We start from the raw sequence: 25127 nt of genomic DNA on the forward strand, positions 1-25127 counted from the left end.
CTTCTAGCTTGCGACTGCGGTAAAGAGGTTTTGAAAAATGGCTGAACGTCTGAGTAACGACTTCCAGTTCATCGAAGTGGGCCGCAAGGACCCGAAGAAAAAGCTGCTGCGCCAGCGCAAGAAAGAGTTCGTCGAAATCTACGAGCCCTTCAAGCCGCAGCAGTCCGTGGAGCAGGCGCACCGCTGCCTGGGCTGCGGTAACCCGTATTGCGAGTGGAAGTGCCCGGTGCACAACTTCATCCCCAACTGGTTGAAGCTGGTCTCCGAAGGCAACATCCTGGCGGCGGCCGAGCTGTCGCACCAGACCAACACCCTGCCTGAGGTGTGTGGCCGGGTATGCCCGCAGGACCGTCTGTGCGAGGGTGCCTGCACCCTGAACGACGGTTTTGGCGCGGTGACCATCGGCTCGGTGGAGAAGTACATCACCGACACCGCCTTCGCCATGGGCTGGCGCCCGGACATGTCCAAGGTCAAGCCGACCGGCAAGCGTGTTGCCATTATCGGTGCGGGCCCGGCTGGTCTGGGCTGCGCTGACGTGCTGGTACGTGCCGGTGTGACCCCGGTGGTGTTCGATCGCAACCCGGAAATCGGCGGCTTGCTGACCTTCGGCATTCCCGAGTTCAAGCTGGAAAAGACCGTGCTGAGCAATCGCCGCGAAGTCTTCACCGGCATGGGCATCGAGTTTCGCCTGAACACCGAGGTGGGCAAGGACATCACCCTGGAGCAACTGCTCGCCGAGTACGATGCCGTGTTCATGGGCATGGGCACCTACACCTACATGAAGGGCGGCTTCCCGGGTGAGGACCTGCCGGGGGTGCATGACGCGCTGGATTTCTTGATCGCCAACGTCAACCGCAACTTGGGCTTCGAAAAGTCGCCTGAAGATTTCGTCGACATGCAGGGCAAGAAGGTCGTGGTACTGGGCGGTGGTGACACCGCGATGGACTGCAACCGCACTTCGATTCGCCAGGGCGCCAAGTCGGTGACCTGTGCCTACCGTCGTGACGAGGCCAACATGCCAGGCTCGCGCAAAGAGGTGAAGAACGCCAAGGAAGAAGGCGTGAAGTTCCTCTACAACCGTCAGCCGATCGCCATTGTCGGCGAGGACAAGGTCGAAGGCGTCAAAGTGGTCGAGACCCGTCTCGGCGAGCCGGATGCCCGTGGCCGTCGCAGCCCTGAGCCGATCCCGGGCTCCGAAGAGATCCTGCCGGCTGACGCCGTGGTGATCGCCTTCGGCTTCCGCCCGAGCCCGGCGCCGTGGTTCGAGCAGTTTGGCATCCAGATGGACAGCCAGGGCCGCGTGGTAGCACCGGAGAAAGGTAAGTTCAAGCACCAGACCAGCAACCCTAAAGTGTTTGCCGGTGGCGACATGGTGCGGGGTTCGGACTTGGTGGTAACGGCCATTTTCGAAGGCCGTACAGCGGCTGAAGGTATTCTGGACTACCTCGAAGTCTGACCGGTTGCGGGGGCTGCAAAGCAGCCCTTGGCATATTTTGTATACAAAATTGCTTGATCCACGGCACCCAATAGACAAAACGCATGGCCTTGGCCGTGCCTTTTGTGCTGGCGTCTGAGAAAATGCCCGCACTTTTTTGCCGGATGCCGACATGACTGCCCTGAAGAACGATCGTTTCCTGCGTGCACTGCTCAAGCAACCCGTGGACGTCACCCCAGTGTGGATGATGCGCCAGGCCGGCCGCTACCTGCCGGAATACCGCGCCAGCCGCGCCAAGGCCGGTGACTTCATGAGCCTGTGCATGAACCCGCAGTTCGCCTGCGAGGTTACCCTGCAGCCGCTGGACCGCTACCCGCTGGACGCGGCGATCCTCTTCTCGGACATCCTCACCATCCCCGACGCCATGGGCCTGGGCCTGTACTTCGAGACCGGCGAAGGCCCGCGTTTCAAGAAGGTGATCAGCACCCCGGCCGACATCGAAGCGTTGCCGATTCCCGACCCGCAAAAAGACCTGGGCTACGTGATGGACGCAGTCAGCACCATCCGCCGCGAGCTCAACGGCCGCGTGCCGCTGATCGGCTTCTCTGGCAGCCCCTGGACCTTGGCCACCTACATGGTCGAAGGCGGCTCGTCCAAGGACTTCCGCAAGACCAAGGCCATGGCCTACGACAACCCAGAGGCCCTGCACCTGCTGCTGGACAAGCTGGCCCAGTCGGTCACCAGCTACCTCAACGGCCAGATCCTGGCCGGCGCACAGGCGGTGCAGATTTTCGACACCTGGGGTGGCAACCTGTCGGCGGCGGCTTACCAGGAGTTCTCCCTGGCCTACATGCGCAAGATCGTCAGCGGCCTGATCCGTGAGCACGATGGCCGCAAGGTGCCGGTCATCATGTTCACCAAAAACGGTGGCATGTGGCTGGAAAGCATCGCCGAAGCCGGTGCCGATGCACTGGGCCTGGACTGGACCTGCGAGATCGGCGATGCCCGCCGCCGTGTCGGCGACAAGGTTGCGCTGCAAGGCAACATGGACCCGACCGTGCTGTACGCAAAGCCCGAGGCTATCCGCAAGGAAGTGGCGCGCATTCTGGCCAGCTATGGCAAGGGCACTGGCCACGTATTCAACCTCGGCCATGGCATTACGCCTGAGGTCGACCCGGAGCACGCCGGTGTGTTCATCAACGCCGTGCATGAGCTGTCGGCGCAGTACCACCAGTGATCTGATGCAGCTGCAACAAAGAACCCGGCCTTGATGCCGGGTTTTTTGTTGCATTAAGTTTGAGTTCAGCGATCGTCGTTAATCTGGTCCCATCGAAACCGAAACAGGACCTGATCCTCATGAAAATCCGTTACCTTGCTCTGATCCTCGCTCCCCTGTTCAGCACCGCTGCCCTGGCGGCCAGCTATACCGGCCCAGGTGCTCAGTCGGTGACCACCGTGGCGGCTGCAAACGATGCTGCAGATGACACACCGGTGGTGCTGCAGGGGTATGTGACCAAGAAGGTCAACAACGACGACAAGTACGAGTTCAAGGACAACACCGGCACCATCACCGTCGAAATCGACGATGAGGACCTTCCGCCGACCCCATTCAATGACAAGACCAAGGTCAAGCTGACCGGCGAGGTGGAGAAGCACTTGATGAGCCGCGAAGTGGATGTGGATATTGTCGAGATCATCAACTGATCCACGATTTCGGGGCCGCAAAGCGGCCCACTGTTCAAGGTGTCTTAGGCGCCAACTTGCTCAGGTGCCATGCCACCAGCAACGCTATGGTCAGCAAGCCACCGATGAACAACCCGATCCCGTTCCAGCCCCACTGGTGCCAGAACACCCCGCCCGCCGTCCCCGCCACACTCGACCCCGCGTAATAGCTGAACAGGTACAGCGACGATGCCTGCCCCTTGGCCTTCAATGCCCGTCGCCCGATCCAGCTGCTGGCCACCGAGTGCGCGCCGAAGAAGCCGAAGGTGAACACCAGCATGCCGAGGATCACCATCAGCAGCGGGCTGGCCAATGTCATCAACAAGCCGCTGGCCATCACCACGATACTGACCCAGAACACCTTCCGCCGCCCCAGCTTGTCGGCCAGCGCGCCCACCTGCGCAGAGCTGTAGATGCCCGACAAATACACCACCGACAGCAGGCCGACCAACGCCTGGTTCATGTGGTAAGGCCCTGCCAGCAAGCGGTAGCCGATGTAGTTGAACAGCGTGACGAAGGCCCCCATCAGCAGAAACGCCTCAAGGAACAGCCAAGGCAGCCCGGCGTCCTTGAAGTGCATGACGAAGCCATTCAGCAGGCTGCGCGGGTTCGCGGCCTGCGGGCGGAAGTTGCGCGATTCGGGCAATACCTTCCAGAACACCAGCGCCGCGACCAAGGCCAGGCCACCGATGGTCAGCATCGCCGTGTGCCAGCTGACGAAGTCGATCAGCACCCCGGTGATCAGCCGCCCGCTCATGCCGCCGATGGCGTTGCCACCAATGTACAAGCCCATGGCCAGGCCGATGTGCTGCGGGTGGATCTCTTCGCTCAGGTAAGTCATCGCCACCGCCGCCAGGCCGCTCAGCGACAGGCCGACCAGTGCTCGCGTCGCCAGTACGGCTTCCCAGGTCGGCATCACCGCACTGGCCAGGGTCGACAGGGCCGCACAGACCAGCGCAAAGACCATCACCGGCTTGCGGCCGATGCGGTCAGAGATCGGCCCGGTGATCAACAGTCCGAACGCCAGCATTGCGGTCGAAACCGACAGCACTAGGCTGCTCTGGGCCGCGTTGATGGAAAATTCCTGCGACAACAGCGGCATCATCGGTTGCACGCAGTAAAGCAGGGCGAAGGTGGCGAAGCCGCCGCTGAACAGGGCCAGCACGGTCTTCATGAAGGCGGGGGTGCCTTTTTCGATCCACATGTCGTTCAGGGGGGCAGGTTCTGGGTCGGCGGGTAGGGGGGCTACAGCAGTTTTCACGGGCGGGTACCTCTGGCGCAATGAAAAAAGCATATAGCTGGCTAATGATTACATCCAATATATTGTTCGACCTATTTAAGACGTTCTACGACCTGTTTGGAGCCAACCATGGAACTGCGCCATCTGCGTTACTTCATCGCCGTGGCCGAAGAGCTGCACTTTGGCCGTGCGGCCCAGCAGCTGGGCATTTCGCAGCCGCCCTTGAGCCAGCAGATCCAGGCGCTGGAGCACGAGCTGGGGGCGCGCCTGTTCGAGCGTACCAACCGTCGGGTCGAGCTGAGCGAGGCGGGGCGGTTGTTTCTGGAAGAGGCCCGCCAAGTGCTGGCGCAGGTCGAGAAGGCCGCCGACGTGGCCCGGCGTGCGCAATTGGGTGAGCTGGGCGAGATGAAGATCGGCTTTACCTCGTCGGCACCGTTCACGTCGAAGATCCCCAAGGCCATCCATGCTTTTCGCCAGCGTTTTCCGGCGGTACACCTGAACCTCAAGGAATTGAGCAGCCGCGATGTTGCCGAAGCGGTTTTCGACGAGTCCATCGAAGTGGGGCTGATGCGGCCCATGCCATTGCCGGAAGGGCTGGTGGCGACCGAGCTGTTTCGCGAACCGTTGGTGGCAGTGATCAATGCCTCGCATCCATTGGCTGTGGGTACCGAGCAGGGGGTGCACATGGCCTCCCTGGCACCGGAGCCGTTCGTGTTCTTCCCGCGCAGCTATGGCAGCGGGCTGCATGCGCAATTGCTCAGCCTGGCGCGCCACGCGGGGTTCAGCCCGCATTTTGCCCAGGAGGCGGGCGAGGCGATGACCATCATCGGGTTGGTGTCGGCGGGCTTGGGGGTGTCGGTGCTACCGGCGTCGTTCCAGCGCATGCGCATCGAGGGTGTGGTGTATCGCACGCTGCTGGACGAAGGCGCGACGACGGCGGTGTGGCTGGTGCAGCGTGAGCGTGGGGGCTCGGCGATGGCCAAGGCCTTCGCCGAGCTGTTGACCGGGCAAGTGTGGTGAGGTGAATGGCTGGCCATCTTCGCCCGACAATTGCCACTGGCCTTAGCTGCCGAGGCGCCACATACTCGGGCATTCGTCGATACACGGAGGTCTCTCATGCGTCGCGTGGTGTTCAATCAGAAAGGTGGCGTGGGCAAGTCGAGCATCGCTTGTAACCTGGCGGCGGTCAGCGCCAGCGAAGGTTACCGGACCTTGTTGATCGACCTGGATGCCCAGGCAAACTCGACTCAGTACCTCACCGGCCTGACGGGTGAAGATATCCCCATGGGGATCGCCGACTTCTTCAAGCAAAGCCTGTCCAGCGGGCCCTTCAGCAAGAAGAACAAGGTCGATATCTACGAAACGCCGTTCGACAACCTGCATGTGGTCACGGCGACTTCCGAGCTGGCCGACCTGCAACCCAAGCTCGAAGCCAAGCACAAGATCAACAAGCTGCGTAAGTTGCTCGACGAGCTGGATGAGGATTACGAACGGATCTACATCGATACGCCGCCTGCGCTCAATTTCTATGCGGTTTCTGCGTTGATCGCGGCGGATCGTGTGCTGATACCCTTCGACTGTGACAGCTTCTCGCGTCAGGCGCTCTACGGCCTGCTGGCCGAAATCGAAGAGCTCAAGGACGATCACAACGAAGACCTGATGGTCGAAGGCATCGTGGTCAACCAGTTCCAGTCCCGCGCCAGCCTGCCGCAGCAGATGCTCGACGAGCTGCTGGCCGAGGGCTTGCCGGTATTACCGGTGTATTTGGGCAGCTCGGTGAAGATGCGCGAGTCGCACCACGCCAGCTTGCCGTTGATTCACCTGGAGCCACGGCACAAGCTGACGCAGCAGTTTGTCGAGTTGCATTCGCTGCTTGAGGAGAATAGTTGAGATAGGTCTGGGGATCGTGTCAGGGCTGATAGGTGCATGTCTTGGGGGTTGCAGCGCCGATGAAATCGAGCGCCGCCCGCGCGGCGCATCGCGAGCGAAGCTCGCTCCTACATTTGTTTCGGGCCAGTTATTCCTGAGGTATTGGCGCGCGGCCCCTTGGTGCCCGCCTCAATATAGCGTCGTACAAACAAGGCGGTCGCGCGCGTTGGTAAAGGCGTAACTGGCCGAAACAAATGTAGGAGCGAGCTTCGCTCGCGATGCGCCGCGCGGGCGGCGCTCGATTTCATGGGCGCCAAAGATGCCATGGCATGCACCTGAAACCAGCGCTAAACCCCCTGGCCGCGTAGCCACTCCAGCAACGACTGCAGCGCAAACGCCCCAGCCTGGCGACTGACTTCTCGACCGTTCTTGAACAGGATCAGGCTAGGGATCGAGCGGATGCCCAATTGCCCTGCCAGGTTGCGGTTGGCTTCGCTGTCCAGCTTGGCCAAGCGGCAGCGCCCGCTCAACTGGCGGGCCGCCTGTTCGAAGGTGGGGGCGAACGATTTGCACGGGCCGCACCAGTCGGCCCAGACGTCCACCAGCAGCGGCAGGTCGCCTTTGACCTGGCTGGCGTAGCTGGCTTCGTTCAGTTCGAAGGGCTGGCTCAGCAGTACATCCTGTTTGCAGCGGCCGCATTTTGGGGCGTCGCTCAGGCGCGTGGCGGGCAGGCGATTGAGGCCGTTGCAGTGGGGGCAGGGGATCAGCAGTGGGTCGGTCATTTGGGTTTCCTTTGAAATTTTGGGGGCCGCGCGCCGGCCCCCGGATCACGAAGAACAGCTGATCTCCAGATGCTTGCCCCACTCAGGCGGCCGCTGGGCATAGGCCTGCATCCCGGCCTGCTCGTCGAACGGCCGGCTCAGTACCTGATGCAGCCGCCGCACCTCACTGTAGTCACCTGCTTCGGCTGCTTCGATGGCCTTCTGCGCCAGGTAGTTGCGCAGCACATACAGCGGGTTCACCGCATGCATGCGCTCACAGCGCCCTTGTTCATTGCCTGCCTCGCGCTGACAACGGGCCAGGTAATCCACGCCCCAGGCATCAAAACCCGCCAGGTCGATGAAATCGTCACGCACCACCTGCAGTGCCTCGGCCACTGGCTGATCGCCCAACTTGCGGAAGAACAGGGTGTAATCCACGCCCCCCTTTTGCATGCACTGCAGCAGGCGCTCGACCAACGCCAGGTCTTCGTCTTCGGCGCTGGTCAGCCCCAGGCGGCGGCGCATGAGGTCCAGGTAATGCGCCTGGTACAACGGCAGGAACAGCCCCAGCGCTTCCTTCAGCGGTTCCACCTCGATCACCGTGGTCAGGGCCTGGGCCAGCGCACTGAGGTTCCAGTGGGCAATCGGCACCTGGTTGCTGTAGCTGTAACGGCCGCGATCATCGGAATGGTTACAGATGAAGTTGGCGTCGAAGTCGTCGAGGAAGGCATAGGGGCCGAAATCGAAGGTGATGCCCAGGATCGACATGTTGTCAGTGTTCATCACCCCGTGGCAGAACCCATAGGCTTGCCAGCGGGCGATCAGCTCGGCGTTGCGCTCGACGATGGTGCGGAACATGGCCAGGTAGGGCTGTTCGGCCTCGCGGCATTCGGGGTAGTGCTGTTCCAGCACATGGTCGATCAGCACGCGCTGCTGTTCCGGCTGCTTGGTGTAGTAGAAGTATTCGAAATGGCCGAAGCGCACGTGGCTCTGCGCCAGGCGGGTGAGCATGGCGGCGCTCTCTTGGGTTTCGCGCCAGACCGGGGTGCTGGAGCCGATCACGCACAGCGCCCGGCTGGTCGGGATGCCCAAGGCATACAGGGCTTCGGAGGCAAGAAACTCGCGGATCGACGAGCGAAGCACGGCACGGCCGTCGCCCATCCGCGAATACGGCGTCTGGCCGGCGCCCTTGAGGTGCAGGTCCCAGTGCTCGCCCGCCTCGTTGAGCACCTCGGCCAGCAGCAGGCCGCGGCCATCGCCCAGGCGCGGGTTGTAGGAGCCGAACTGGTGGCCGGAGTAGACCATCGCGCGTGGGTCGGCCTCTTCCCAGAGTTTCTGGCCGCTGAACACCTCGGCGAACAAGGGCGAGTCGGCCTGGGCTGGGTCCAGGTCGAGCAGGGCCATGGCCGACGCGCTTGCCACCACCAGGCGTGGGTCTGCGATGGGCTCGGGCAGGACCTGGGTAGAGAACGCATCGCCCAGGGGGGCGAAGCGGTTGTCGAAGGTGAGTTGGTCGAGGGCTTTCACGGGCTGCTCCTGGGGTTCAGCACAGAATAAAGCATTCGAGCCCACTCAGGCCTGCGCAGTGCCATCCGATTTCGGCTGTTCCACGGGCACCAGCTGCTGCTTGCCGCCCTTCGTGTCCATCAGGAACACCTCGACCTGGCGCACCGAGATCTTGATGTTGTGCGCCTTGAACTCGCGGTTGATGTAGCGGTTGATCTCGTCCAGGGTCGGGTTGCGATCCCCCAGGTCACGCACGTGCATGCGCAACTCGTGGTCCAGCGAGCTTTCGCCGAAGTTCAGGAAGTACACGATCGGCTCCGGGTCCTTTAGCACCCTTGGGTTCTCGTGGGCGCCCTTGAGCAGCAGGTCGCGCACCAGGTCCAGGTCGGAGCCGTAGTCGATGCCCAGTTTCAGCGTCACCCGGGTAACCGTGTCGGTCAGCGACCAGTTGATCAACTGGCCGGTGATGAAGGTCTTGTTGGGGACGATGATGTCCTTGCGGTCGAAGTCGGTGATGGTGGTGGCGCGGATGCGGATCTTGCTCACCGTGCCGGACAGGTTGCCGATGGTGATGGTGTCGCCGATACGCACCGGGCGCTCGAACAGGATCATGATGCCGGAGATGAAGTTGGCGAAGATCTCCTGCATGCCGAAGCCCAGGCCGACCGACAGCGCCGCCACCAGCCATTGCAGCTTGTCCCAGCTGACCCCCAGGGTCGACAGGGTGCTGACGATGCCGATACCGACGATGGTGTACGACAGCAGCGTGGTGGTGGCGTAGGCACTGCCCTGGGCAAGGTTCAGGCGCGACAGCACCAGCACCTCCAGCAAGCCTGGCAAGTTGCCGGCCAGGGCGAAGGTGATGCCGACGATCACCAGCGCGCCAAGCAGGTCGCCGAGGCTGATCGGCACCATGCTGGCGGCCGCGCCGGTGCCGCTGGTGTATTCGTACAAGGTGAAGTTGTTGAGGTAGGCGAACACCGAGATCAGGTCCGACCATACCCAGTACAGGCCGGCGATGAAGCCGCCGAGCAAGGCCAGGCGGATAAGGCGCAGCGACTGCTGGTTGACCTGTTCGATGTCCAGCGTCGGCTCTTCGGTGATGACTTCGCCATCCAGCCCTTCCTTGGCCGCTGCACGTTTGCTCAGGGCGCGCTGGTAGGCCAGGCGCCGCGCGGCCACAGACAGGCCACGGACAAAGGCGGCCTCGATCACCAGCCAGAACATCAGCAGGTAGAGGGTGTAGATCAGTCGGTCGGTGAGCTTGAGGGCGGTGTAGTAGTAACCGAAGCACACCGCTACGAACAAGGCGATGGGCAGGGCCGTGAACGCCACCCCGACCGCCCGGCGGAACAGCGAGGTGTCGCGATGCGCCGGGCTGCTCAGCAGCAGGCGGCTGAGCAGCCAGGCCATCAGCGCGTAGCAGGTCAGCACTACGCCGATGCCGAGCACGTCATCAGCCAGCGCCGAAGGTTGATGCTCGGCCACCGCCACCACGCCTACCAGCGCCAGCACCACGGTACCCAGCCTGCGCACCCAGCCGCGCAGGAACTCGACCTGGGGCTTGTGCCAGCGGAAGTGAATTTCCGCCACGCCGCCAGGCGCCAGAATGCGGTAGGCGGTGTAGAACACCAGCCAGGCCTGGGCCAGTTGCCAGAGCGCGGCGCCCAGGTTGGCATTCTGCCCGCGGGCGTCGATCTGCAGGGCATAGCTGCACAGCGCCAGGCCCAGGCTCACCGGCATCGCCAGCAGAATATTGATCAGGATCGCCTGGGGCGTGTGCCACTGGCTATCCCGGCGGAAGTGGCCGATGTCCTGATGCACCTTGCCGAGCCGTTGATACAGGTACTTGCGCCGCCACAGCAAGCCGCCGATCACCAGCAGCAGCGGCAGGAACAGCAACGGCCGCTGGCTGAGGCCGTCGGCCAGTTCCTTGATGCCCGAGCCCCAGGGCAGGCTGGCGACCTGGTCGGCGAACCGCTCAGGGACGTAGCGCAGCCAGTCCCAGTCCAGCGGCTTGTTGCTGGGGATCCAGAACATCTGCTCGTCGAGGGTGGTGCGCAGGCCCTGGGCGGTGCCCAGCAGTTGCTTCTGGTTGAGCTGCAGGGTAATCGATTCGTTGAGCAGGGCCGAGAGTTCGCGGTTGAGGCGCTCCAGCAGGTCGCTGCGGGTGATCGCCACTTCCAACAGCGCTTTGCGCAGTGGCGGGGTGACGTCTTCCGGCGGTTGGTTGGCCAGCAGCTTGTCGACGTAGGTGACCGGGCTGCTCATCTGCTCGCGTTGCTGGTTGATCTCGAACTGGTACAGGCGGGTGTCGGCGATCTGATCGGCCAGGTCGCGGTCGACCTTCAGGTGCGGCAGGGTCTGCTTCTGCTTGTAGAGGATCTTGGACAGCAGCAGGCTGCCCTTGAGCACGTTGATCTGCTCATCCAGCGCCTGGTCGGCCTGGGTCAGGCTGTCGAGCTGCTGCTTGGTGCGCAGGTTCTGCTGGGTCAGTTCGTTGAGGCGATCGGTGCTTTTGAGCAGGTAGTCGGAAAGCTTGAGGTTGATCGTGCTTTCGCTGGCCAGCAGGCTGCTGCCGCCGGCCTTCTGGGCTTCGATCGACTGCTGGGTGACGGCCTCCTGGGACTGGGCCAGGCGCTTGTCGTTGATCAGCGTTTGCAGGTCCTGGATCTCCTGCTCCAGGCGCGCCGCGCGCTCGATCAGCAGGTCGTGACGGGCACTGCCAAGGTCTTGCAGCAGGCTGTTGCCGGCCAGCTCCTGACGGCGCAGCAGGGTCAACGCGTTGAGCGAGGCCAGCTCGGCGTTGAGCTGGTTGCGTTGGTCGGCGTTGAGCGCCTTGCCGTTGTCCTTGCCCGACTTGAGGTTGTTGTTGATCTGCTGGGTGCGGGCCTGGCCGTTGCTGATCTCGGCCTGCGCGCGCTCCGGGCGGGTCTGGGAATTGATGATCAGGCTGTTGGCTTCGGACAGCGCCTTTTGCAGCTCACCCTGCAGGGTGCTGCGCTCGCTGAGCAGTTGCTCCAGCTGCGGCACCGTCAGGGTAGCGTAGCGCTGGGCGACCGGTTGCGGCTTGCTGTCCTTGAGCCTGGCCAGTTCTTTCTGGCTGTCGCTGGTTTCTTTCGGCGCGCTGGCCAGCTGCTGCTTGAGCGCGGCCAGCTTCTTCTCGCTGTCTTCCTTGTTGGCAAGCAGGCTCAGGGTTTGCTCCAGCACCTGCTGCAGGGCCTTTTGATCGGCCTCGGGCAGCTTGCGCTCGGCAATCTTGTCGAGGCTGTGCTGGATGCTGGCAGTGGTCGGCGCTTCGGCCGCAGCGTTCGCGGTGGCCGCGAACGAGAAGGACAGGCACAACCCCAGCAGGGCTGTGCGAAGGTACACGCGCAGGGACATAGGCAGACTACATTGTGGATCAGGGCAGAATCGCAGTTTAGAGGAACAATCCTGGTCCGGGTCGCGTTCCTTCGGGGAATCTGACGCCCACTTTCTGCACATTGTTCCCGTCCATGGTCGCCACGGTCCAGATCGTGCCATGCCATTCGACCTGGTCGCCTACTACTGGAGCGCCTCCGACCTTCTGTCGGATGAACTGCGCCAGCGGCATTTTCGCGTCCAGGCCGTCGAGTTTCAGGCCGTAAAGCGCCGCCACGGCACCCAGTTCGGCATCGCCTTCAAGCACGAAGTCGCCGAAGAAGCGCAGGTCCAGGCCACGTTGCGGCGCCTGGCTGAACAGCTTGCCCAGCGCGGGCAGGTTATGTTCGTGGCCGATCACGCAAAGCATGTCGCCGACTTCCAGCACGGTACTGCCCGATGGGTGCAGCAGTTGCTCGCCACGGAACAGCGCGGCGATACGGGTGCCCTCAGGCATCTTCAGCTCGCGCAGGGCGGCGCCGATGCACCATTTTTCCGCCCCCAGGCGGTAGACGAACAGCTCCCACTCGCTGGTGATGTGCACTTCCAGCGCAGAGCGTGAGATGGGCGCCGGGTCTGGCGGTACAGTGACCTTCAGCAGCTTGGCCATCCACGGCAGGCTGGTGCCCTGCACCAGCAGTGACACCAGCACGATGAAGAACGCCAGGTTGAAGAACAACTGCGCATCCGGCAGCCCGGCCATCAGCGGGAACACCGCCAGAATGATCGGTACCGCACCGCGCAGGCCGACCCAGGAAATGAAGCCCTTTTCGCGACCGTGGAAGGCCTTGAACGGCAGCAGTGCGGCAACCACCGACAACGGCCGGGCGATCAGGATCATCCACAGGGCCAGGCCCAGGGCTGGCAAGGCAATGGGCAGCAGGTCGTGGGGCGTGACCAGCAGGCCCAGCACCAGGAACATGCCGATCTGCGCCAGCCACGCCATGCCGTCGAGCATGTGCAGGATGCCATGGCGGCTGCGGATCGGCTTGTTGCCCAGCACCAGGCCGCACAGGTACACGGCAAGGAAGCCGCTGCCATGCAGGGCGTTGGTCAGCGAGAACACCACCAGGCCGCCGGCCACGACCAGAATCGGGTACAAGCCGCCGGCCAGGTTGATGCGGTTGACCAACTGCAGCATCAGCCAGCCGCCGCCCAGGCCCAGCAGGCCGCCGATACCGAACTCGCGCAGCAGGTGGCCCAGCAGGCTCCAGTGCAGGCCGGTCTGGCCGCTGGCGATCATGTCGATCAGGGTGACGGTGAGGAACACCGCCATCGGGTCGTTGCTGCCCGACTCGATCTCCAGCGTGGCCGTGACCCGTTCGTTCAGCCCTTTGCCGCCCAGCAGCGAGAACACTGCTGCGGCGTCGGTGGAGCCGACGATGGCGCCGATCAACAGACCCTGGATCAGGCTCAGGTCGAACAGCCAGGCCGCGACCAGGCCGGTGAGGGCGGTGGTGATCATCACGCCGACGGTGGCCAGCGACAAGGCCGGCCACAATGCCACGCGGAAACTGGCCACACGCGTGCGCAAGCCGCCGTCGAGCAGGATCACCGCCAGGGCCAGGTTGCCCACCAGGTACGCGGTCGGGTAGTTGTTGAAGATGATGCCGCCACCGTCCACGCCTGCGACCATGCCGACGGCGAGGATGATGACCAGAATAGGGATACCCAGGCGTGACGACAGTGAACTGACCAGGATACTTGCACCCACCAGCAAAGCGCCGATCAGAAACAGGCTGTTGATGGTGCTGGCATCCAAAGGCAGTACTCCGGGAAACGCGGGGAAGAAGACTCGATAGCGTTGATCAACTAGCAGGTCGCGTGCCAATCGATTCTAACCTGATGAATTGGCAGCATGTAAAGCGTTTCTGCAGATGTAGAAAAGGCACCGCGGTGGGTGCCTTTTCTTGTACTGCCAGGGTGGGCCTCTTCGCGGGGCCAGTGCAGGTCAGCCCTGCTTCACTTCACGCATCGGCTTGCCTTTGACCGGCGCACCGTTAGCCACGTAGTACTTGGCAGTGCTGCGCGCCAATGGCTTGCGGTTGCGGATCTTGTCCGAGATTTTCTCGGCGATCATGATCGTGGTGGCGTTGAGGTTGCCGGTGATGATGATCGGCATGATCGACGCATCGACCACACGCAGGCCCTGCATGCCATGCACGCGGCCTTCGCCATCGACCACCGCCATGTCGTCGGTGCCCATCTTGCACGAGCAGGACGGGTGGAAGGCGGTTTCGGCGTGCTCGCGGATGAACGTGTCCAGCTCTTCGTCCGTCTGCACGTGCGCGCCCGGGCTGATCTCGCGACCACGGTATGGGTCCAGCGCCGGCTGGGCCATGATTTCGCGGGTCAGGCGGATGCCGTCACGGAACTCCTGCCAGTCCTGCTCGGTGGCCATGTAGTTGAACAGGATGCTCGGGTGCTGGCGTGGGTCTTTCGACTTGGCCTGAATGCGGCCACGGCTTGGCGAACGCATCGAACCCATGTGCGCCTGGAAGCCATGTTCCTTGACGCCGTTGGAGCCGTTGTAATTGATCGCTACCGGCAGGAAGTGGTACTGGATGTTCGGCCATTCGAACTCAGGACGGGTACGGATGAAACCGCCGGCCTCGAACTGGTTGCTGGCGCCGATGCCGGTGCCGTTGAACAGCCACTCGGCACCAATGGCCGGCTGGTTCCACCACAGCAGCGACGGGTACAGCGACACCGGTTGGGTGCAGGCGTACTGCAGGTACAGCTCAAGGTGGTCCTGCAGGTTTTCGCCGACGCCCGGCAGGTCGTGCACCACCGGGATGTCGAGGCTTTCCAGCAGGGCGCGCGGGCCGACGCCAGAGCGCTGCAGCAGTTGCGGCGAGGCGATGGCGCCGGAGCTGACGATGACTTCCTTGCGGGCGCGGGCTTCGACGCGCTCTTCGCTGTCGCCGACCAGGTAGGTCACGCCAACGGCGCGCTTGCCGTCGAACAGGATGCGGTCGCTCAGGGCGTGCGTGACGATGGTCAGGTTCGGGCGCTTCTTGGCCTGGTCCAGGTAGCCGCGGGCGGTGCTGGAACGGCGGCCGTTCTTGGTCACCGAACGGTCCATCGGGCCGAAGCCTTCCTGCTGGTAGCCGTTGAGGTCTTCGGTACGCGGGTAACCGGCCTGCACGCCGGCCTCGACCATGGCGTGGAACAGCGGGTTGTTGCCGGCCTTGGGCGTGGCGACGCTGACCGGGCCTTCGCCGCCGTGGTAGTCGTTAGGGCCGATATCGCGAGTTTCTGCCTTGCGGAAGTACGGCAGGCAATCCAGGTACGTCCAGTCCTCAAGGCCTGGCAGTTCAGCCCAGCCGTCGAAGTCCATGGCGTTGCCGCGGATGTAGCACATGCCGTTGATCAGCGAGGAGCCACCCAGGCCCTTGCCGCGGCCACATTCCATGCGGCGGCCGTCCATGTGCGGCTCCGGGTCGGTCTCGTAGGCCCAGTTGTAGCGACGGCCCTGCAGCGGGAACGCCAGGGCGGCTGGCATCTGGGTGCGGAAGTCGAAGCGGTAGTCGGGGCCACCGGCTTCGAGCAGCAGCACGGTGACGCTGGCGTCTTCGGTCAGGCGCGTGGCCAGGGTGTTACCGGCCGAACCTGCGCCGACGATGATGTAATCGAATTCCATAGCATTTCTCCGAAATGCAGCGGCAAGCTTTTAGCTACAAGCTGCAAGAAAAGGCAGTTGCGCGAAGCTTGCGAATGGATGGGATCTGCAAGGGCCGGTGGCGTGACGCCGACCGGCTCTTTCTTGCAGCTTGTAGCTAGCGACTTGCAGCTGTCGGTCAGAAGACCGACGAGTAGCCGCCCAGCTCGACCTGGACCGACTTGATGCGAGTGTATTGAGCCAGCGAGCTGACGCCGTTTTCACGGCCAACGCCCGACTGCTTGTAGCCACCGACCGGCATTTCGGCCGGCGATTCGCCCCAGGCGTTGATCCAGCAGATGCCGGCTTCGAGCTTGTGGATGATGCGGTGGGCACGGGTGATGTCGTTGGTGCACACGCCAGCGGCCAGGCCGTATTCGGTGTCGTTGGCGCGGCGGATGACTTCTTCTTCGGTCTCGTAGCTGAGGATGCTCATCACTGGGCCGAAGATTTCTTCCTTGACGATGGTCATGTCGTCGGTGCAGTCGGTGAACACGGTCGGGGCGACGAAGGCGCCCTTGGCGAAATCACCCTCGGTCAGACGCTCACCGCCACACAGCACGCGGGCACCTTGCTCTTTACCTTTGGCGATGTAGCCCAGCACGCTTTCCATGTGCTGGAAGCTGACCAGCGGGCCGAAGTTGGTGTTTTCGTCTTCCGGGTTACCCACACGGATGCGGGCAACGCGCTCGGCGATCTTGGCTTCGAAGGCGGCTTTCATCGGGGCAGGGATGAACACGCGGGTGCCGTTGGTGCACACCTGGCCGGAGCTGTAGAAGTTGGCCATCATGGCGATGTCGGCGGCCTTGTCCAGGTCGGCGTCGGCGCAGATGATCAGCGGCGACTTGCCGCCCAGTTCCATGGTGACTTCCTTGAGCGACGAGCTCGAGGCGCTGGCCATGACTTTCTTGCCGGTGGTGGTGCCGCCGGTGAAGGAAACTTTTTCGATGCGCGGGTGCTCGGTCAGCCAGGTGCCGACTTCACGGCCGCTGCCGGTCAGGACGTTGAACACGCCGTCAGGCAGGCCAGCTGCGGTATAGATCTCGGCCAGTTTCAGGGTGGTCAGCGAGGTGACTTCCGAAGGCTTGAAGATCATCGCGTTGCCGGCGGCCAGGGCTGGCGCGGACTTCCACAGGGCGATCTGGATCGGGTAGTTCCAGGCGCCGATACCCACGGTCACACCCAGCGGCTCGCGGCGGGTATAGACGAAGGAGCTTTCACGCAGCGGGATCTGCTCGCCTTCGATGGCTGGAACCAGGCCTGCGTAGTACTCCAGCACGTCGGCGCCGGTGACGATGTCGACGTAACGGGTTTCGGAGTACGACTTGCCGGTGTCCAGGGTTTCCAGCTGGGCCAGCTCATCGTTGCGCTCGCGCAGGATGTCGACGGCGCGGCGCAGGATGCGCGAGCGCTGCATGGCGGTCATCGCTGCCCAGACTTTCTGGCCGCGTTCGGCGCTTTCGACGGCTTTTTCGACGTCGGCCTGAGTGGCGCGCTGCACATGGGCGAGGACTTCGCCAGTAGCCGGGTTGATGGCTTCGAAGGTGGCATCGCTGCCAGCGTCGACATAACCGCCATCAATGTAGAGTTTTTGCGTTCCGAAACGGGCCATAGTGTCCTCGCAAGTGCAGTGTGTGGTTGGCTACTGCGTCACGCGCCTGCCTGTTTGGCAATCGCCGTGCGCGGTTGTTCAGAGGCCTGGTCAATTGTGCCCAGGGTCTGCTGTTTAGCCAGTTGTAGATCCATGTATTCGTAAGCGATTCGTATCGCCTGGTCGGTGTCGAAAGCATCTCCCGACAGCGCGCCCCGCAGCCACAGGCCGTCGATCAGGGCCGCCAGCCCGCGGGCTGCCTTGCGCGCATGGTAAAGCGGCAGGACGCGGCGGAACTGACAGCAGAGGTTGGAATACAAGCGGTGATCGTTGATCCGCTGCAACCTGTGCAAGTCGGGCTGGTGCATGCTGGAAGCCCAGAAGGCCAACCAGGTTTTCATTGCCGGGCCGTTCACCTGGCTGGCATCGAAGTTACCTTCGATGATCACTTTCAGGTGGGCACGCGGGCTGTCGTCCGTCAGTGCCTGGCGCCGTGCTGCAACGCCTTCGTTGAGCATGCTCATGATGTAACCCATCGTCGCTGCGATCAGGCCGTTCTTGTCCCGAAAGTAGTGACTGATGATGCCGTTCGACACCCCGGCCAACCGGGCAATCAGCGCAATGCTGGCGTCACCCAGTCCGACCTGATCGACCGCCAACAAGGTGGCTTCGATCAACTGCTGGCGGCGGATGGGTTGCATACCGACCTTGGGCATCTTGCTATCTCCTCAGGCCTGCGAGCAGACGACGGGCGGCTGACTCGGCGAAGGCCAGTCTATTTTGTTTTGATTGAACGTTCAATCAATAAAGAATAAGCTCTGCGACAATTTGTGCCATTGACACCCTTCAAGGGCAGCAAGACAGCACGAATCGACACCCCAGGAAATCGTGTAACCCCCGGAATACAAGGCGTTGACGGGCATGAGCGATGCGAAATGCAGATTCTGCCGAGCGGTCAAAGGCTGGGCGCAGGGCCCTTGGAGCGGGCCTGAGTCTGTTTTTTTTGCAACGATTCGATTCGGGATCACGGTTTCCAGGGTGCTTTTATAACACCTGACGCAGTGGGGGTATTCCACCAATTGCTCGGGAAAACACTGATTAGCCTCCATAGCCGTACTGCCCGGAGCATTCGTGCAATGAGTTCTGCCTCCCTTACCAAACCCCCCGCCGAGAGGGTCCGGGTCAACAGCGTGGTGTTCTACACCTCGGCGCTGCTGATCCTTGCGTTGACTGCCTTGCTTATCGCTGTACCCGAAACCGCAGGCCAAGTGTTGGGCGTGGCCCAGAAGTGGCTGACGCGCACGTTCGGCTGGTACTACATGCTGGTGATCTGCGGTTACCTGCTGTTCGTCGTCTACCTGGCGTTCTCCGACTACGGCAAGCTCAAGCTTGGCGGCAAGGATGACCAGCCCGACTTCAGCTACGGCGCCTGGGCCGGCATGCTGTTTTCGTCCGGTATCGGTATTTCGCTGCTGTACTTCGGCGCCTCCGAGCCCCTGGACCACTACTTCAACCCGCCAGAAGGCACCCCTGCCAGCCTCGAGGCCGCGCGCCAGGGCCTGCAGCTGACCTTCCTGCATTGGGGCCTGCACGGCTGGGCGATCTACGCCCTGGTCGGCCTGGCCGTGGGCTACTTCGCCTACCGCCACAACCAGCCACTGGCACTGCGCTCGGCGCTGTACCCGCTGGTCGGCGAGCGTTGGGTAAAGGGCGCTGCCGGCAATGCCGTAGACATCTTCGGCATGTTCGTCACCTTGCTGGGCCTGGTGACCAACCTGGGTATCGGTTCGATGCAGGTCTCTTCGGGCCTGGAGTACCTGTTCGGCATGGAGCACAGCCAGACCAACCTGCTGATGGTGATCCTGGTGATGGCCGGCGTTGCCACCGTGGCGGCAGTGTCGGGCGTGGAGAACGGCATCCGTCGGCTGTCCAACCTGAACATCATGCTGTTCAGCGGCTTGCTGATCTTCGTGCTGCTGGGTGGCGAGACCCTGCACCTGCTCAACGGCTTCGTGCAGAACGTCGGCGACTACCTCAACGGCATCGTGCTGAAGACCTTCGACCTGTACGTCTACGAAGGCGAGGCAGGCAAGTCCGAGCGCTGGCTGGGTCTGTGGACCGTGTTCTACTGGGCCTGGTGGATTTCCTGGGGCCCGTTCGTCGGTATGTTCATTGCCCGTATCTCCAAGGGCCGCACCGTGCGCCAGCTGGTCAGCGGCGTGCTGCTGATCCCGTTGGGCTTCACCTTGGCCTGGCTGTCGATCTTCGGCAACACCGCGCTGGACCTGGTGATCAACCAGGGCGCCGTGGAACTGGGCAAGACGGCCCTTGAACAGCCGTCGATGTCGATCTACCAGCTGCTGGAATACTTCCCGGCGGCCAAGATCGTCATCGGCGTTGCGGTATTCGTCGGCTTCGTACTGTTCCTCACCCCGGCCGACTCCGGCGCGGTGATGATGGCCAACCTTTCATGCAAAGGCGGCAAGGTCGATGAAGACGCCCCGCACTGGATGGTGGTGTTCTGGTCGGTGATCATCACCCTGGTCACCATCGGCCTGCTGTTCGCCGGCAACTTCGAAGCCATGCAGACCATGGTGGTGCTGGCCGGCCTGCCGTTCTCGGTGGTGCTGGTGCTGTTCATGTTCGGCTTGTACAAGGCCATGAAGCAGGACGTCGCCGTCGAGCAGGAGCGCGCCCAACTGGCCGCCCGTGGCCGCCGCGGCTTCAGCGAGCGGCTGACCCAGCTGGACCTGCAGCCAACCCAGGCGGTGGTGCAACGCTTCATGGACAAGCAGGTCAGCCCGGCCTTGAAAGAAGCGGCCGAACAGCTGCGTACCCTGGGCTTCGAAGTGGAGTCCCGGGTTGGCCAGTCGCGCAACACCATGGGCCTGCGGGTGATGATGGAAGAGGGCAACCCCTTCGTCTACGAAGTAAGCCTGGACGGCTACATGGCCGCGCCGAGCGAGGCCCCGGTCGAGGGTGAGCCGGAAGTACGCCAGCGCTTCTACCGCGCCGAGGTCTACCTGCATGATGGCAGCCAGGAGTACGACCTGATGGGCTTTGTCCCGGAACAGATCGTGCGTGATGTGCTGGACCAGTTCGAAAGCCACCGCCAGTTGTTGGGGCGTGTGTACAGCTGATGCGGTTGCAACAGGCCCTGCCCGATAAGCAGGGCCTGTTGCCTTTGTGCATGCAATAAGTAGCACCGCCACCGCAGGCGTTCGCGCAAGGCTTCTGGTCCATCCACCAGGAGGCCCTGGGCATGTCCAGTTCCGACACTTCGACATTCGATTTCAAACGCGCCGCTGCCCTGCAGTTCGGCGACCGTCCAACCCTGCGTCAGGTCGTCAGCGAGCAACTGCTCGCGCTGTTGCTGAGTGAGCTGCCATGGCTGGCACTCGTCGAGCCTACCTTGCCGTCTGCCGACGCGCTGATGTTGGACAGCCCTGACCCTTCCACACCTTACTGGTCCACTGAGCCGCTGGTCGACAGGGTGCTGCAGGCCATGCTCCAGACCAACTCGGTCGACCTGGAGCCTGTCGATGGGCGCCACCATAACCTCGGTTTGGTCGATCCGTACCGGTTCGCCGGTTCCGACAGCGCGTTCGACACCCGGCAGCTCAGTGGCTTGACGGGCCCGATCAATGACCTGATCGAACAACTGCCGCAGCACTTTTGCCAGGCGCAGCTCGACTATTGGCGCAGCCAGGGCAGCAGCGGTGCAAGCCGTGATCAGTGGCTGCAGTTGCTGTTGAAAACAGCTGTGCTGCGCGGCCTGCCGTTGCAAGGCCTGGATGCGCAAGAGCAAGCCTGCATCCGTGGCCTGATACGGGGCGGTCGTGACCAACCGGCGGTGAGCTTCGTGCAAACCCGGCTGACGACGGGCTCCGGGCATTGGGATGAGACGCTGTGCCATCTGCTGATCACCGGCGAATGGGACGAACGGCAGGTCGTGTTGTGGTGCGCCCCTTCTGGCAATGTGCGAGGTTTTCCATCCTTGGCCGCGTTCGCCCTGGTCCTGCGTGACGAGCTTGCACAGCGCTACAGCTTCGATGGCCTGTCATGGCAACGCTACCCGGTCGAGGGCAATGTATTCGCTCAGCAAGTCGGGCTGCTGCTCGAGACGCTGTTCACTCAGGTCGACAGGGTGCGCTATGGGCAGTTGGCCGATGTCGCGGCACTTGAGCGGCTGTTTGCTCAGATGAGCGACCCCGCACAGTGGTTCGACCGTTACCCCAACGATACCCCGGCGGTCGAGCTTCCGCCTGGCCTGTCGCTGAGCGACGGTGATGACAGCATGGCTTATCACGCAGGCTTGCTGCAGCTCGCGCTCGACCAGCTCGACGCTGAGAGTATCCCAGCCTTGGATGGCATCCAGGGCCTGGCCGACTACACCCGTCAGCGGCTGAGCGAGCAGATGCGCCTGGCCTACGCCGATGACACATCCCCGGACGATCTGATGTTGCAGTTCTTCGTGGCCCGTGGGGTACCGGGTGGCGCCGGAACGGGCACAGGGGGCGGCGAGCCGTTGGTACGCGAAGGCGAGAAGACCCTAACCGAATTCGCCATGGGCAACCTCGGTGCACTCAGGGGTGCCTCGGTGCTGCGTATCCGGTGCGCCAACGGTGCAGACGTCCCTGCCTGGCTGGATGCCGACGCAGTCAATCAGTTGGTGAGGCAGATCGATATCGGTGGCAATTACCCGGCGTACGTTGCCCGCCAACTGGACGACCCGCTGCAGCGGGCACAGCGCGTCAGGCGATTTGGCCGGGAATGGCGCAGCGCCCTGCGGTTCAGCGCGCTGACCAGCAAGCTTGAAGGCAAGCTCACGGATGCCGGCTTGCAGTGTGTGGTTGATTTCTGCGCCGGCCATGTCGACCCGCAAACTCCTCGCATGGCGCTGATGCCGCTGGCATTCAGGCGCCAGCCTCACTCCGGGCAACATGACAACGTGCGTGGCATGTATGTGCTGTTCTGCGTCGAGCCGTCGCGGGTGCTGTTCTATCGCCCTTTGTACAGGCAGGACACGCTGCGGGAATACGCAAGCCTGGCGGCGTTGCTGGAGCACATCCAACAGTCCCCCTTGTTGCAAGTGAGCATTCTGGATTGGCTGGACCCCCAGGTTCGCTCTATCTATGACCATGGTGGGTTCCGCGAACCGCATGTCACGAGTCTGGGGCCGGACCCTTTCAGCCTGCCTGAGAAGCCTGAGCCACCCGTCATCGATCCGCAGCTGTGGGTCAGCGATATCGACGACAAACTCTACAACGCCAACCGCGACCTGCTCGTCGAGCTGGCGGACATGCAATCCACCTCCAATGCAGAGCGCCGTTGGCAAACCCTGTGCCAGGGCGCTTGGCTGCTGTTTGACCTGGCCACCCTGGCGCTGCGCGGCCCGGTGGCCAGCGTGGCGTGGCTGGTACAACTGCTGACGTCGCTGGAAAACGACCTGCTGGCCCTCGAGCAGGGTGGGGAATTCGACCGCTCCGCCGCCATCGCTGACTTGCTGCTGAACCTGGGGATGGTGTTGCTGCATGCGCGGCAACCCAGCCTGCAGCTTGGTGTGGCCGGGCAGCCCCCCGGCGCAGACCAGTTCGAAGGCCCTGCCGCGCAACGCGGGGCATTTGCCGAAGTGTCGGTGGCGCCTGCCACTGAAGTAGAAGCGGCGATTGGCGCGCTGGCAGCGCTGCCTAAGCGTCAGCTTGACTTGAGCTGGCGCGGCAACCACGGGTTCAACTGGCTACCGCCTGCGCAGCGGCAGGCGCTGCGGGCCATGCGGGTGGACACTGCACTGGATGAGTCGAACTTGCAGGCAAGTGGCGATACTGAAGGTTTGTATCGAGTCCAAGGGAGACTCTACGCGGCCATGGGGGGCGATGCTTACCCCGTTGAAGTGGGCCCGGACGGTGTGCGAGTGATCGACTCTAAAGGCGGGTATGGGCCATGGCTGGCCTGCACGCTGGGTGTTTGGCGAGTGGATACTGCGTTACGCCTGGTTGGCGGAATGAGGCGGGGCGGCACGCGGGCGCAACTGGCCCAGCGCTTTGATAAACTGAGGGAGTCTGCCGACAGCCTCAATGGCAAGGTGAACAGTGCGACGGCGCAGTTTGGAACGGTTGGAACTGAAATCACGGAGCTGCAACACAAAGTCACCCAGCTCAAGACCTTGCGCGCAAGGGCACAGGCCAGGGTGGACGCCGCTGTCAGTGACGGTGAGCGGGAAGCTTCCCATGCTCTCATCGGGCAGTACGCTGTGCGTATCGCTGAGTGGGAGGCGCAAATCGTCACTAAGCGCCAAGAGGCGGTCGGGTACCTCGAAGAGGCTGTTCAAAGTGACAAAGCTATACAAAGTATTCTTGAAACCCTGTTCGAGCCCAAGTTCGCCAGCGCTCGGAGCGGTTGGGAAGAGGTCATTTCAGAGCAGCGGCGCACTGTTCTGATCAATCAGATCCGTAACAGCGATTTCATCCTCAATGAGTTGTGGAACCTGGCGGATTACCCTGGGCTGGATCGCATGCAAGCCAGGCTCGATGGGCAGCCGCTGGTGCAGGTGCTCGAGCCCTATCGAGCATTGCGTCGTAAACTCGAATATGTAGTGGGTCTTCAAGACCGCATACTCGCCGCCTACGAGCGCCTGGACGAGCTGTTGCCGGGTGCGCCTGGCGATCTGGTAATCAGCAGTCCCATTGAAATGCACAGTCGCACCGTTGACTCACTCATTGCCCTGCGCAAATTCAGCACAGTGCAGTTCCGTTTCCATCACGCGATGAACCTGGCGGACCTGGCGCTGCACCTGGACGTCACCACCAGCCAGCGCAAAGTCGCCCGGTTCAGGGAGGAGTTTGCGGGGGCCGCCTTGCGCAATGCGGCCGGCGCTCATGGCGAGCTCGATTTCGCCAACCTGCCGGTGGAAGACCGCGTTGTCATCCTTCAGGAAGCGTGGGACGAGTACGCCGAGGCGCTGGTCAACAGCGCACGCATCCGCAGTGATGGCGGGGCGCTGGTCGAAGTCTCGATGGTCGACCGTTATCGTACCCAGCTGGAAAAACTGAAGCTGGATGCCGGTCGTCGCCTGGTCGAGGCCATCAAAGAACAGGAAGGCGCAAACGTGCCGCCGAAGCGGGCGGCCTACTTTGTTTCGAGCGAGCCGCAACGGGCGGTACGAAACGCCGAGGGGCAGACACTCATCGGTACCGAGCGCGATGACGACGGGCAAAAAGTGCTTGAGGTGCGTGAACCTTTCAGCGGCGTCGTACTGGCCGTTTTCGACTGGGAGCATGGCCAGTGGCGCGAGCGTGTGACTGAGGAGGTTCTGCTCGAACCGCAGGCAGAGCCCGCTGATACGGCCATGCGCGTGCAGACCTTGCTCGATGAAAACGACGAGCTGAGCCTCAAGGCGCAAGCGTATATCGACAACGACCTGAAGGGCCTTCGGCTGGCACGGCTGTTTGAGCACCAGATTGACAAGCTTGGCCGCGAGGCGACATCGCTGGGTGAGGAGGGCGCAAACCCCGCCTTGATAAAAAGCCTGGAAGCGGCCTCGGACCGGCTTCGAGCGGAGAAGAACCTCAAGCTGACCACGCTTTACACCAATACACACTACCCCAGCGCTGAAGCATTGCAGTTCTTGCATGAGCAACGCTTGCTCAAGGTGGAGTATGTCAGCCCCAGGCAGGTCATGAGCAATGGCAGTACCTTCGACGAGTACAAGATCATGCGTCTGGCGCAACCTGGAGCAAACTCGGGGCGGCCATTGTGGGTGGCGCATTTCCATATGCGCTCGGCTGATGCGCTTGCCCGGGAGTTCACCCAGGGCCACCTGAAAACGTGGAGCCAGCGCCGCTTGAGTGGCCGTGAAGAAGCTGCCGCGAGCATTCGTGTACACCGCGGCAAGCTGACCTTGGAGCAGGCGAGCGGCATCATCCCGTTCGACTGAGGGG

The 25127-nt window shown here is 62.7% G+C and carries 15 protein-coding genes; 7 read left to right on the forward strand and 8 right to left on the reverse strand.

Features of this window, described 5'->3' with window-relative positions; translation table 11 throughout:
• The first annotated feature begins 37 nt into the window (after positions 1-37).
• The 3 genes from DJ563_RS22600 (at position 38) to DJ563_RS22610 (ending at position 3139) form a co-directional block, all read left to right on the forward strand.
• Positions 38-1456, forward strand: coding sequence for an FAD-dependent oxidoreductase (locus DJ563_RS22600; RefSeq protein ID WP_264311201.1), 1419 nt, complete (start codon positions 38-40; stop codon positions 1454-1456).
• A 151-nt stretch (positions 1457-1607) separates the two neighbouring features.
• The gene (gene hemE / locus DJ563_RS22605) at positions 1608-2672 is read left to right on the forward strand and encodes a uroporphyrinogen decarboxylase (RefSeq protein ID WP_274097726.1); all 1065 of its coding nucleotides are present in this window, start codon (positions 1608-1610) and stop codon (positions 2670-2672) included.
• A gap of 119 nt (positions 2673-2791) precedes the next feature.
• Entirely contained in the window at positions 2792-3139 is a 348-nt protein-coding gene (locus DJ563_RS22610; RefSeq protein ID WP_274097727.1) for a YgiW/YdeI family stress tolerance OB fold protein, read from the forward strand.
• A gap of 34 nt (positions 3140-3173) precedes the next feature.
• On the opposite strand, the gene DJ563_RS22615 is transcribed toward DJ563_RS22610, so the two are convergent.
• Positions 3174-4361: an MFS transporter gene (locus DJ563_RS22615; protein ID WP_202883864.1), complete on the reverse strand. Its 1188-nt coding sequence runs from the start codon at positions 4359-4361 to the stop codon at positions 3174-3176.
• A 165-nt stretch (positions 4362-4526) separates the two neighbouring features.
• Here DJ563_RS22615 and DJ563_RS22620 point away from each other — a divergent pair, with 165 nt between their 5' ends.
• Both DJ563_RS22620 and DJ563_RS22625 read left to right on the forward strand, forming a co-directional pair.
• The gene (locus DJ563_RS22620) at positions 4527-5417 is read left to right on the forward strand and encodes a LysR family transcriptional regulator (protein ID WP_274097728.1); all 891 of its coding nucleotides are present in this window, start codon (positions 4527-4529) and stop codon (positions 5415-5417) included.
• Between the two features lie 96 nt (positions 5418-5513).
• A complete protein-coding gene (locus DJ563_RS22625) occupies positions 5514-6287 on the forward strand; it encodes a ParA family protein (RefSeq protein ID WP_274097729.1) in 774 nt (257 codons plus the stop codon).
• A gap of 326 nt (positions 6288-6613) precedes the next feature.
• On the opposite strand, the gene trxC is transcribed toward DJ563_RS22625, so the two are convergent.
• The 7 genes from trxC to betI all read right to left on the reverse strand — a co-directional run bounded on the left by trxC (position 6614) and on the right by betI (position 17903).
• Positions 6614-7048: a thioredoxin TrxC gene (gene trxC, locus DJ563_RS22630; protein WP_434518367.1), complete on the reverse strand. Its 435-nt coding sequence runs from the start codon at positions 7046-7048 to the stop codon at positions 6614-6616.
• Positions 7049-7093: 45 nt separating this feature from the next.
• The gene (gene selO / locus DJ563_RS22635; protein ID WP_434518368.1) at positions 7094-8554 is read right to left on the reverse strand and encodes a protein adenylyltransferase SelO; all 1461 of its coding nucleotides are present in this window, start codon (positions 8552-8554) and stop codon (positions 7094-7096) included.
• Positions 8555-8599: 45 nt separating this feature from the next.
• Positions 8600-11917, reverse strand: a complete 3318-nt coding sequence (gene mscK, locus DJ563_RS22640; protein ID WP_274097732.1) for a mechanosensitive channel MscK — start codon at positions 11915-11917, stop codon at positions 8600-8602.
• 37 nt (positions 11918-11954) lie between these two features.
• Positions 11955-13697: a potassium/proton antiporter gene (locus tag DJ563_RS22645; protein ID WP_434518369.1), complete on the reverse strand. Its 1743-nt coding sequence runs from the start codon at positions 13695-13697 to the stop codon at positions 11955-11957.
• Between the two features lie 189 nt (positions 13698-13886).
• Complete coding sequence (gene betA, locus DJ563_RS22650; RefSeq protein ID WP_274097734.1) at positions 13887-15578, reverse strand: choline dehydrogenase; 1692 nt, start codon at positions 15576-15578, stop codon at positions 13887-13889.
• 157 nt (positions 15579-15735) lie between these two features.
• Positions 15736-17208, reverse strand: coding sequence for a betaine-aldehyde dehydrogenase (betB, locus tag DJ563_RS22655; RefSeq protein WP_274097735.1), 1473 nt, complete (start codon positions 17206-17208; stop codon positions 15736-15738).
• 38 nt (positions 17209-17246) lie between these two features.
• Positions 17247-17903 carry a transcriptional regulator BetI gene (betI, locus tag DJ563_RS22660; protein ID WP_033701981.1) on the reverse strand — a complete coding sequence of 219 codons (657 nt, stop codon included), beginning with the start codon at positions 17901-17903 and terminating at the stop codon, positions 17247-17249.
• A 420-nt stretch (positions 17904-18323) separates the two neighbouring features.
• Here betI and DJ563_RS22665 point away from each other — a divergent pair, with 420 nt between their 5' ends.
• Positions 18324-20327, forward strand: coding sequence for a BCCT family transporter (locus tag DJ563_RS22665; RefSeq protein WP_033701979.1), 2004 nt, complete (start codon positions 18324-18326; stop codon positions 20325-20327).
• Between the two features lie 122 nt (positions 20328-20449).
• Positions 20450-25123, forward strand: a complete 4674-nt coding sequence (locus DJ563_RS22670) for a dermonecrotic toxin domain-containing protein (RefSeq protein WP_434518370.1) — start codon at positions 20450-20452, stop codon at positions 25121-25123.
• Positions 25124-25127: the final 4 nt, after the last annotated feature.

This window comes from Pseudomonas sp. NFX1 (assembly GCF_051123555.1).
GTDB classification, from domain to species: domain Bacteria; phylum Pseudomonadota; class Gammaproteobacteria; order Pseudomonadales; family Pseudomonadaceae; genus Aquipseudomonas; species Aquipseudomonas capeferrum.